This is a genomic window from Rhizobium sp. 16-488-2b (genome assembly GCF_017741815.1).
GTDB lineage: Bacteria > Pseudomonadota > Alphaproteobacteria > Rhizobiales > Rhizobiaceae > Rhizobium.
This window is the reverse complement of record NZ_JAGHMF010000018.1, coordinates 1-11,278: the sequence shown is the minus strand read 5'-3', so window position 1 is coordinate 11,278 and position 11,278 is coordinate 1. Positions and strand designations below refer to the sequence as shown.

The 11,278-nt window shown below is 62.8% G+C and carries 9 protein-coding genes and 1 pseudogene; all 10 read right to left on the bottom strand.

Annotated features, from left to right (window positions below):
• Positions 1-228: pseudogene (locus J5286_RS17405) on the bottom strand (efflux transporter outer membrane subunit); the annotation flags it as partial.
• 160 nt (positions 229-388) lie between these two features.
• Positions 389-3,493 (bottom strand): efflux RND transporter permease subunit, encoded by a 3,105-nt coding sequence (locus tag J5286_RS17400; RefSeq protein WP_209215363.1) that lies wholly within the window; start codon positions 3,491-3,493, stop codon positions 389-391.
• Positions 3,494-3,532: 39 nt separating this feature from the next.
• Complete coding sequence (locus J5286_RS17395) at positions 3,533-4,753, bottom strand: efflux RND transporter periplasmic adaptor subunit (protein ID WP_209191462.1); 1,221 nt, start codon at positions 4,751-4,753, stop codon at positions 3,533-3,535.
• Positions 4,754-4,886: 133 nt separating this feature from the next.
• Entirely contained in the window at positions 4,887-5,483 is a 597-nt protein-coding gene (locus J5286_RS17390; protein ID WP_047515378.1) for a TetR family transcriptional regulator, read from the bottom strand.
• A 103-nt stretch (positions 5,484-5,586) separates the two neighbouring features.
• Positions 5,587-6,531, bottom strand: a complete 945-nt coding sequence (locus J5286_RS17385) for a phosphoribosylaminoimidazolesuccinocarboxamide synthase (protein WP_209191461.1) — start codon at positions 6,529-6,531, stop codon at positions 5,587-5,589.
• Between the two features lie 92 nt (positions 6,532-6,623).
• Positions 6,624-8,354, bottom strand: coding sequence for an SLC13 family permease (locus J5286_RS17380; RefSeq protein WP_209191460.1), 1,731 nt, complete (start codon positions 8,352-8,354; stop codon positions 6,624-6,626).
• Positions 8,355-8,483: 129 nt separating this feature from the next.
• The gene (locus J5286_RS17375) at positions 8,484-9,188 is read right to left on the bottom strand and encodes a phosphoribosyltransferase (RefSeq protein ID WP_209191459.1); all 705 of its coding nucleotides are present in this window, start codon (positions 9,186-9,188) and stop codon (positions 8,484-8,486) included.
• A 4-nt stretch (positions 9,189-9,192) separates the two neighbouring features.
• On the bottom strand, positions 9,193-9,999 hold the full coding sequence (locus J5286_RS17370; RefSeq protein ID WP_209191458.1) for a pseudouridine synthase: 807 nt from the start codon (positions 9,997-9,999) through the stop codon (positions 9,193-9,195).
• A gap of 227 nt (positions 10,000-10,226) precedes the next feature.
• Positions 10,227-10,433, bottom strand: a complete 207-nt coding sequence (locus J5286_RS17365) for a hypothetical protein (RefSeq protein WP_018902526.1) — start codon at positions 10,431-10,433, stop codon at positions 10,227-10,229.
• A 141-nt stretch (positions 10,434-10,574) separates the two neighbouring features.
• A complete protein-coding gene (locus J5286_RS17360; protein ID WP_018902525.1) occupies positions 10,575-10,916 on the bottom strand; it encodes a hypothetical protein in 342 nt (113 codons plus the stop codon).
• Positions 10,917-11,278: the final 362 nt, after the last annotated feature.

Below are 11,278 nucleotides of genomic sequence, written 5' to 3'. Positions count from 1 at the left end.
CTGCTGGATCGACAGGTTCTCACTGAGGCCCTCGGTGACCAGCCCGTTCAGGCGGGTGTCGCGATAGGCGGTCCACCACGCGACCGTCGAGACGTCGCCATCGGCCTTGGCCGAGCCTTCATTGAACTTGGCCGGGAGGGGCATCTCCGGGGGAACATGATCCGGGCCGCTCACACAGCCCGCGAGCAATAGCAACAATGCCGGAGAGGCAAAACGAAAAGACGCCATTAACTATCTTCCTGTAACTCGACCAAAAAATCATTCATGTCAGAAGCCATTACGCTTCACTATCGGCCGCGCTTCGCTCGAAACGAGAAACACCATCCCGAAGCAGTTCGCGGCAATGTACCAATGAGTCTCACTTTATCACAGTGCAGATATGTCACACTCATACCTCATTTTTTTGACGTCGCGAGAAGACGCGGCGGATAACCACAAAGAATGATGGCACGAAGAAAATGCCGAGTGCGGTCGCAAACAGCATGCCGCCAAGCACGCCGATACCGATCGCGTTCTGCGCAGCCGAGCCCGCGCCGGTGGCGATCGCCAGCGGTACGACGCCGAGGATGAAGGCCAGCGAGGTCATGATGATCGGCCGCAGACGCAGCCTTGCGGCCTCGAGCGTCGCGTCGATGATGCCCATACCTGTCTCCATTCGGTCCTTGGCGAACTCCACGATGAGAATCGCGTTCTTCGCCGCCAGACCGATTGTCGTGAGCAGGCCCACCTTGAAGTAGACGTCGTTTGCCTGGCCGAAGACGGTCGCCGCAACCAGCGCGCCGAGCACGCCGACCGGTACGGCCATGATGACCGAGAACGGGATCGACCAGCTTTCATAGAGTGCTGCGAGGCAAAGGAAGACGACCAGAACCGAGATGGCGTAGAGCATCGGGGCCTGCGAACCGGACAGGCGCTCCTGATAGGAGATGCCCTGCCAGGCGACGGTGTAGCCGCCGCCGAGCTGCGCGGTCATTTCTTCCATCGCGTTCATGGCGTCGCCGGAGCTGACGCCCGGTGCCGACGCGCCGTCGAGCGGGATGGCGCTCACCGCATTGAAGCGGGCAAGCGTCGGGGCGCCCTTCACCCATTCCGTGCGGGTGAATGCGGAGAAGGGGACCATCTCGCCGTTGGTGTTGCGGGCATACCAGTGGTCGAGGTCGTCGGGCTGCATGCGGAAGGGTGCATCGCCCTGGACGTAGACCGGCTTGATCTCGCCGTTCAGCGTGAAGTCGTTGACGTCGCGGCCGGTGAAGATGACCGAGAGCATCGAATTGACCGCGGAGATGTCGACACCCATGGCACCGATCTTCTCCTGGTCGATGATGATCTTCATCTGCGGCTCGACTTCCTTGTTGTTGCTGCGGAGCGCAACAACCTTGCCGCTCGTGTTGGCCATGCTGATCAGGCGCTTGGACGCCGCGTCGAGCGCCTCGGTGCCGTGACCGCCGGTATCGACGAGATACATGGAGAAGCCGCTGGATACGCCAAGACCCTGGATTGCCGGCGGCAGCAGCGCGAAGACCTGGGCTTCGCGGATCTGCGAGAAGGCGCCCAGCGCGCGGGTGGCGACGGCCTGCGCATGCAGCTTGTCGTCCGTGCGCTCGCCGAAGTCCTTGAGCTTGGTGAAGACGATCGCGCTGTTCTGGCCTGAGCCGTTGAAGCCGAAGCCAAGCGCGCCGAACACCGACTGCACGGCGTCCTTTTCGTTTTCGCGATAGTAGTTCTCGACCTTTTCGACGACGGCCTGGGTCTGCTGCGTGGTCGAGCCCGGAGGGGTCGTCACGATATTGAGCAGCACGCCCTGGTCTTCCTGCGGCAGGAACGAAGTGGGGAGGCGGTTGAAGAAATAGGCGCAGCCGAGACCGATCAGAAGGAAGACGACCATGACGCGCCACGGACGCTTCAGGAGGTAGCCGATCGAGCGGACATAGCCGTTGGTGGAGCGGGTGAAGTTGCGGTTGAACCACTCGCTGGCACGGTTCTTCTTGTGGTCGTGCACCGGCTTCAGCATCGTGGCGCAGAGCGCCGGCGTGAGCACGATGGCGACCAGCGCCGAGAGCAGCATCGCCGAGACGATGGTGACGGAGAACTGGCGGTAGATGATGCCGGTCGAGCCGCCGAAGAAGGCCATCGGAATGAAGACGGCCGTCAGGACGAGCGCGATGCCGACAATGGCGCCGGTGATTTCGCCCATCGATTTCTCGGTGGCCTCCATCGGCGACAGCTTCTCCTCGGTCATGATGCGCTCGACGTTCTCCACGACGACGATGGCGTCGTCGACGAGCAGACCGATCGCAAGCACCATGGCGAACATGGTCAGCGTGTTGATCGAATAGCCCGTCGCGGCAAGGATGCCGAAGGTTCCGAGCAGAACCACGGGGACCGCGATGGTCGGAATGAGCGTCGCGCGGAAGTTCTGCAGGAAGACCAGAAGAACGACGAAGACGAGCACGATCGCTTCGATCAGCGTGTGCACGACCTTCTCGATCGACAGCTCGACGAAGGGCGTCGTGTCGTAGGGATAGGTGATCTCCACGCCCTCGGGCAGGCCCTTGGAAATGGAATCGAGGGCGGTCCGGACACGGCCGGCGGTATCGATGGCGTTGGCGCCGATCGCGAGGTTGACGGCGAAGCCGCTCGACGGCTGGGCGTTGTAGCGCGAGGAGCCGCCATAGCTTTCCTGGCCGATCTCGATGCGCGCGACGTCGCTCAAGCGAACCGTCGAGCCGTCCTTCTCGACCTTCAAGATGATGTGTTCGAAGTCGGAAACGGTGGTCAGCTGGCTCTGCGCGGTGATCGTGACGTTCATCTGCTGGCCTTCGACGGAAGGCTGGGCGCCGAGCGAACCCACGGATACCTGCGTGTTCTGTGCCTCGATCGCCGAGGTCACGTCGCCCGTCGTCAGCTGATACTTGACCAGCTTGTAGGGGTCGAGCCAGACGCGCATGGCGTAGCCGGAGCCGAAGATGTTGACGCTGCCGACGCCTTCCAGGCGCTGTACCTGTTTCTCGATCGAGTTTGAGAGAATGTTGCCGAGGTCGACGGAGTTGCGCTTGCCGTCGGTGGAGACCAGCGCGCCGACGAGAAGAATACTGGAGGTCGAGCGGGTGACGCTGATGCCGGCGTCGATGACGTCGCTCGGCAGCTGAGACTGCACCAGCTGCAGCTTGTTCTGCACCTGCACCTGGGCGATATCGGGATCGGCCGCCGTGCCGAAGGTCAGCGAGATGCTGGCCGAGCCGGTGGACGAGGTCGCGGTCATGTAGGTGAGGTCGTCGAGGCCGGTCATGCCGTCCTCGATGATCGTCGTCACCGATTTCTCGACGGTTTCAGCGCTGGCGCCGCGATAGGTGGCGTTGATGCGCACCGTGGTCGGCGCGATATCCGGATACTGCGAGATCGACAGCGTGAAGATCGCCAGCACGCCCGCGAGCATGATCGTGATCGCTATGACCCACGCAAAGATCGGACGTCGGATGAAAAACTTGGCCATTGGCTAATTCCTGTACGGCTCGGATCAATGATCGACGCGTTACTTCGCGGCGGGCTTCTGCGCGTCACCGGCGGCGGCTGGAGGCGCCACGGGCACGACGATACCCTTGTCATTGATCTTCATCTCGGTCGGCTTGACCGGCATGCCCGCGGTGATCGACTGCAGGCCGGAGACGATCAGCTGATCGCCGTCCTTGACGCCTTCGGTCACCAGCCATGCATTGTTGGATGGCGATGCGTTTTCGAAGATACGGTTTTCGACCTTGCCATCCGCGGAAACGAACTGCGCCGACAGCTCACCATTGGCATTGCGGCTGGTCGCGAGCTGGGGCAGGGCGAAGCCGTTTTCGGAGCCGAGTTCCAGCGTCGCGCGGACATACATGCCCGGCAGGATGATGCGGTCGGGATTGGGGAAGCGCACGCGGATGGTGAAGGTGCCCGTCGTTTCGCTGACGACCGACTTCGACATGTCGAGCGTTCCCTTCTCACCGTATTCCTTGCCGTTTTCGAGGATCAGGCGGAAGGCGTCGTTGCCGCTGGTGCCCTTGATCTCGCCATCGGCAATCGCGCTGCGCAGACGAAGCAGGTTGGTGCTCGATTCCGTCAGAAGGATATAGGCCGGGTCGAGCTGGCGCACGGTGGTCAGCGCCGTGGTCTGGTTGGCGGAGACGACGTTGCCGACGTTATAGGACGTCTGGTCGATCACGCCGTCGAAGGGAGCGACGATCTTGGTGTGGTCGAGATCGATCTCGGCTGCCGTAAGGGCGGCCTTCGCCGATTCCACCTCGGCCTGGGCCTGCAGGAGGTTGGTTCTTGCTGTCTCAAGCTCGATCTGCGTGGCACCCGAGCCGACCAGGCGCTGGTAGCGGTCGAAATTGCTCTGCGCGCTCGGAACGCTGGCCTCGGCCTTGGCGATCGCGGCGCGCGCCTGCGCGACAGCCGCGACGTAAGGGGCGTCTTCGATCTGGTAGAGAACGTCGCCCTTCTTCACCTCGCCGCCTTCGCGGAAGGTGATGTCGCGGATGAGGCCGCTGACCTGTGGACGGATGTCGGCGGTCTGGAATGCCTCGGCGCGGCCGGGAAGGATCGTCGTAACCGGGAAGTCGCCCTTCTTCAGCGTGATCACGCCAACGGCGGCCGCCTGCTGAGCCGCTCCGGCACCGCCGGCGCCCGCGGCCGGTGTCTTGCCGCTGTCGCTGCAGGCAGCAAGAACGCCACCGATGGCAAGAGCTGAGGAAACGAGGAGAAAGCGACGTATCATGTTCAATTCCCTATGCGCTGGCTCGCGGATCTAAGCCTGCCGGGGATGCCACACGACAAACGATCCGGAGTCAAATGCCTCTGATCCGAATTAACAAAGCCTTTAGAAAGTGACGTAAGTTATGAATCGTCACTTAGCAAGCGCTATTTTGCAGCGCGGCATCGGCGAAATCGACGATATTGCGGGCTTTCTCGACAAGCGTCTCCCGGTCGTCCTTGACGATCAGAACCGGGTGCAGCACGCCCGCCAACACATCGGCGACGGTCCTTGCCGCAAGCGCCGGGTCGGCGCAGTGATAGCGGCCTTCCGCGACACCTTCGCGAATGATGACCTCCAGTTTCTGGATCACCTTTTCGCGATATCGCTTGCCGGCCTCGATCTTGGCCTCGATGCTGACGAGGACCATTTCGAAGATGTAGGGGTTTTTCTGGATGTCCTCGAGGTGGCTGTCGAGCAGCCTGAGCACGAAGCGGAGCAACTGTTCGCGCGGCGGCAAGTCATCGGCGACGAAGCGGTCGGCGACGTCGCTCAAATGTCTTTCGGCGATCGCGTCGACCAAGGCGGTCTTCGAATGAAAGTGCTTGAAGACGTTGGCCGGCGACATGTCGAGTGCCGCGGCGATATCGGCGATGGAGACGGCGACGAAGCCGCGCTGGCGAAACAGCTGCTCGGCCATCGTCAGAATGTCTTCGCGGGTCTCTTCGGCCTTGCGCCTTGGCCTTCGTGCCATGAGTTCTCCAGCCGGGTTCGCCCGGCATCGCTGTTTCCAGAAACTAACGCGACATTGAAAGGGCCTGCAAGCCAAAGTCGCAGGCCTTTGCGCGATCGAACGCTTACGGGAAGTAGCGCGAGAGGTTCGTGCGCACGCGCTCCACCGGGGTCGCGCCGGTGTCGTCGGGCACGAAGGTCTGCGCGGTGATCGCCTCATAGGCCTTTATATAGACGGCCGAGGTCTGCTCGATGAGATCGGTCGGGATCTCGGGGATCTCGTCCTTGTAGGGATCGCAGCGCTCGGCCACCCAGGCGCGGACGAAATCCTTGTCGAAGCTTGCCGGGCGCGTGCCAGCCTCGAAGCTTGCCTGGTAGCTGTCGGCGAGCCAGTAGCGGCTGCTGTCGGGCGTATGGATCTCGTCGGCGAGGATGATCGTGCCGTTCTCGTCGGTGCCGAACTCGTATTTGGTGTCGACGAGGATGAGGCCGCGCTTGGCCGCCATTTCCTGGCCACGGGCAAACAGCGCCAGCGCGTATTTGGACAGCGTATCCCACTGCGCCTGTGTCAGCAGACCACCTTCGACGATCTGATCAGGCGTCAGCGGCTCGTCGTGGCCGCCATCGAATTCCTTGCTTGTCGGCGTGATGACCGGCTCGGGGAGCTTCTGGTTGTCGCGCATGCCATCCGGCAGGCGCATGCCGTACATCTCGCGCTCGCCCTTCTTATAAAGTGTGAGGATCGAGGTGCCGGTGGTGCCGGCGAGATAGCCGCGTACGACGATCTCGACCGGCAGGATGTCGAGGCGCTTGCCGACGACGACGTTCGGATCGGGATAGGCGATGACGTGGTTGGGGCAGATATCCTTGGTCGCCTCGAACCAGTAGCGCGCCGTCTGGGTGAGGACCTGACCCTTGTAGGGGATGCAGGTCAGGATACGGTCAAACGCGCTCAGCCTGTCGGTGCTGATGATGATGCGGCTGCCATCGGCAAGGTCGTAGTTTTCTCGCACCTTGCCGCGGTAGTAATTCGGCAGTTCCGGGAAATGGGCTTCTTGGAGAATACGCACGGGCTTGACCGTCCTTTTGGGTTACGGGGTCGGTATGATCGGGGCTTTCCCCTGCTGTAGTTCCATCGCCGGGGATGTCAAGCAAGCGGGGCTCAAACCCAGAAGACATATAGAAGCAGCAGGCTCAAAAAGTAGCTCAGTAGCGTCACCGGCAGGCCGGCGCGGATGAAATCGGAAAAGCGGTAGCTGCCGATGCCCATGGCGAGCGTGTTGTTGTGATGGCCGAAGGGTGTGAGGAAATCGAGCGAGGCGCCGAGGGCGACTGCCAGCAGATAGGCTTGCGGCTGGTGGTGGCCGGCTGCCGCGAACTCGATCGCGATGGGGCTCAGCACGATGGCGACGGTGGCGTTGTTGACGAAGGGCGTCAGCGCGATCGCCAGCAACAGCACAACGGCGATACCCGCCAGCGGCTGCGATACGGGCAGGATGGCGCCGAGCGCCGAAGCGATCACTTCGGCGGTCCCCGAGGTGCCGACCGCCGAGCCGATCGGGATCATCGCGGCGAGCATGATGATGACGGGCCAGTTGAGGTCGGCCATCGCCTGGCGGATGTTCAGGTAGTTGAAGAGCGCCAGCACGAGGACGACGCCGGCGAGCGCGATATCGGGCCGCACGACCGTGGTCGCGGCGATGCCGCAGGCAAAGATCGCGAAGGGCTGCCAGCTCAGCGAGAATGAGGGTGAAACGGGCGGCGAGGCGAGCGGCAGACATTCGCATTCCTCGAGTGCCTCGGCGATTGCGGCGCGGTCGCCCTCCAGCACCAGGACGTCGCCGATCGAGAGCTGCAGATCCTCGAAGCGTCCCTCGATGCGCGGGGAGCGCATGGATAGGGCGCTGATCGCGATGCCGCGCGTAGAGAAGACCTCGAGCGAGCGCAGGCGGGAGCCGACCAGCGTGCTCTCCGGCATGACGACAGCCTCGACGCGGCTTGCTTCGGCCTGCCAATGATCCGTCTGCAGCGCGCCCGATGTCGCGAGGTCGATAAGGACCGTATCGTCGGCTTCGGCCAGGAGGAGATCGCCGGCTTCGATGATGGAGCGTTCGGCGGATCCGAAGACGAAGGCGTCGTTGCGCAGCAGCGCATGCGGCTTGAGCGCGAAGCGGGCGGGGAGATCGGCGAGGCTCGAGCCGATCAGCGGCGAGCCCAAGGGCACGCGCCGTTCGGCCACCATGCGACGGCGCGGCGTTTCGGGCGCTGTCTCATCGTCCTCGCCATCCGCAGGGAAGAGCAGCGGCGCCAACACCGACGTCATCAGGATGCCCGCTGCTGCGACCGGCAAGCCGACATAGGCGAAATCGAAGAGGCGAAAGCTCTCACCGGTCGCGGCCGCAAGCGCATTGCTGACCAGCAGGTTGGCGGGTGTTCCGATCAGCGATACGAGGCCGCCGAGCAGGGCGGCGAACGAGATCGGCATGATCAGCTGGCGCTTCGGGATCGCGCTGACGGCGCTGACGCGCAGCGCCACCGGCAGCGAGATGGAGAAGGCGCCGATGTTGTTCATGAAGATCGAGACGAAGCCGGTCACACCGGACAGGATGGCAATGACGCCGGTGCCGCGCATGCCGCGACTGGCAAGCGCTGTCGACACCCTGTCGAAGAAGCGGGTGCGTGCGAGCACCTGGACCACCAGCAGGATCTCGACGACGGTGATGACCACGGGACTGGCAAAGCCCGCGAAGACCGCATCGGTCGGATAAAGCCCGAGCGCATAGCCGGCAAGAAGGCCGGCGATCGCGACGACCTCGACCCTGAAACGGTCGATCAGAAACAGAACCAGCATCGCGATCAGCAGGATCAGCAGACATGCTTGTTCTGGGGTCATCAGGTCTTCCGGATTGATGCGCTGCTTTACGTGTTGACTGAGACTGTAGCGGTTCGCGGCGCGCTGTATAGAGGGGCGGGCGCAGAGCGCAGTCTATAATGGGGCGCACTCTATATTAGAGGCGACGGCTCAGATCCCGGGCGCGCGCCAGGCGCCTTGTCCGGTGCGCTCAAGCATCGGGGTGGCGAAGACGGCGACCGTTCGCTTCAGCCATTGCGGGCCAGCCTCGTCAAGCGCCGTGCGCCAGCGCTCGGATTGCAGCATGGCGGCGCCGATCGCCACAGGCTCGATGGAACAGGCCGACAGCAGCTTGAGGCCGGAGACGATCGAGGTGCCGCTCGAGATGACATCGTCGATCAGCGCGACGCGCCTGCCTTCGAGCAGCGGCAGCATGCGCGGATCGATATAGAGGCGCTTCTGCTGGGTGGGGGTGGTTATCGACGACAGCGGCACGGAGAGGTCGTCGCGGTACCAGAATTTTCTGGAGGTGCCGAGCGGCACATATCTTTTGTGCCCGAGCTTCTGCGCCACGGCGGAGGCGAGCGTCAGTCCCAGCGTCGGCAGTCCGGCGACGACGTCGATGTCGAGGGCTCTCAGCCTGTCCGCCAGTTGCCCGGCCAAGACGTCCAGCACTTCGAAGCTCGCCTGGTTGATGATGAGCGAGGCAAGCGCGTGCTCGCCATCGGCAAGCGGGCGAAGCGGCAGGCGGAGCTGGCGACCGTCAGTCAGCGTCGCGACATAAAAGGATGTGAAGTCACCCCCGATCGAAAAGGTGCCGGGCGCGTGCAGCTCCTGCCAGAAATCGTGCGGGGCGAGGGCGGCGCTGTCTGTCATGATGTCATCTGGTCCGTTTGGTCGTGTCCATGCCGGCGCGGCGGCGCAGCGCCTTGAGCTCGGCTTCGGTCAAAGCCCGTACCGCGCCTTTCGGGAGGTCGCCGAGTTGGAGATCACCGATCGCCACGCGCACCAGCCGCAGGCATTCGGTACCGAGCGCTTCCAGCATGCGGCGGATCTGGCGGTTGCGGCCCTCGTCGAGCTCGACTTCGATCCAGCTATTGCGCTCGCCTTGTCTTAGAAGCGTCGCCGCCGTCGCCTTCAGGAGTTCGCCGTCGTGGCGAACGCCATAGGCCATCTCGGCCAGCATCTCGGGCTCCATGACGCGATCGACCTGGACGTGATAGGTCTTGGTGACATGGGTGACCGGGTCGAGCAGCGCCTGGGCGAAGACCGTGTCGTTGGTGAAGAGCAGCAGGCCCTCGCTCGCCTTGTCCAGCCGGCCGACCGGCGACAGATGCGGGGTGTCGACATCCTTGAGGCAATCGAACACCGTCGGGCGACCTTCCGGATCGTGGCGCGTCGTCACCAGCCCGCGCGGCTTGTTGAGCATCAGATAGGTCATCGGCTCGGCGGCGACATCGCTGCCGTCGACCTTGATCTTCGCGGATGAGAGGTCGATCCAGGCGGCGCTGTCGAGCACGGTGCGGCCGTTGACGGTGACGCGACCGTCGGCGATCAGCTTTTCCGCCTGGGTCCGCGAACAGTAGCCGAGCTTGGACAAAGCGCGCGGCAGGGTCACCCGCTTGCTCTCGACGGCTTCAGGCCTGTTGCGGCCGTTCTGCCTTTGCGGTGCGCGCCGCTCTCTCAATCGCCTGTTCCTCTGCTCTTTGTTATCGGCGTTTCTGGGTTATCGGCGTTTCTGGCATGAACGGTGAGGGGATGCCAGACGCGGGGGCGCAAAACGCGGGGATAAGAAGGACCGGACAAGAGGGGAGGGGGCTCTGTCGCTCAGCCAAAAAGAAGAGGCGGCGCCGGTGGCGCCGCCTGTCTTGGCCGCATTTATATATAGAGAGCGGATCGCGGTTGCGACCGCTCTCAGTGACGCGCCACGAAGCCCGCAAGCTGTTCGCGGTTCATGGTGACACCGGCTGCCGCCTTGGCGGGATCCGGATGGGTATAAGAGACGCTTGGCATTTCAGGAAGTTCGAGAGCCTGTCGCATGTTCATAATACCGACCGCCAAGCGGCCCTGCGCTCCGTCAACTGTGACTTCGACGATGCAGTTCGATCCTTTGGCAATCATCAGCAGTCCTCCCTCGTTCTTTATAGTCTCCATTATTGGCCTGAAAAACGGGTTTTTCTAAGACCTAAGTAGTACGGGCCGGATGATACTTCGGATCATCCGGCCCGTAAACAAATTAGATATGTCTAATTTTAACGAATGCTATCGCCACCACTGCTGGCGCTGCGGGGCGGCCTGGGCGCCGCTTAAGAGATAGCCGGCGAGAAAGCCGAGTGCGCCGGCAAGTGCCAGCGCCGTGGTGGTGGCGGCCGGATGCTCGCGGGCGGCGTCCGCCGCGGCCACGCCTTCGGCCTTGATCTGGGCAACGGCGGTCTTGGCGCGGGGCGCCATATCCTCATAGGCCTTGCCGGCGCGATCGCGCACTTCGTAATAGGCCTCCGCGCCCTGGGCCGAGATCATCTTCTGCAGACGGGCGACCTCCTGCTGCAGGGCGCTGATGTCCTTGCTAACGGCGGATCTCACATCATCTGTATTGGAAGCCATTGGGCTGTCTCCTTTGTTGCTGACGATAGAAACACGTCTAGAAACACATGGGAGAGGGGTTCGGTTCCGAAAATCGGGCGTTTTGGGTGCGGATAATGGCGTTTGGGGGATGCCCGGCGGTGGATTGGCCCGATGTTCAGGGAGACGCGCGGTGGCGCCGAAATGGCTCCACAGAGGCGCCCGGAAATTCCCCCAACAGAATCAGTGTGTTATAAAACTGTCAAAAAACTTTGCGTGTGGTTGTTGACTTGTTTGGGTATGGGGCCTTATAAGCCGCTTCACAGAACGAGGGCGGCGGCGCTGCTGGCGACGGTGACTTTCGCTCTGGATTTCTTGAATTGGCTGCCATGCTGATTGGTCCC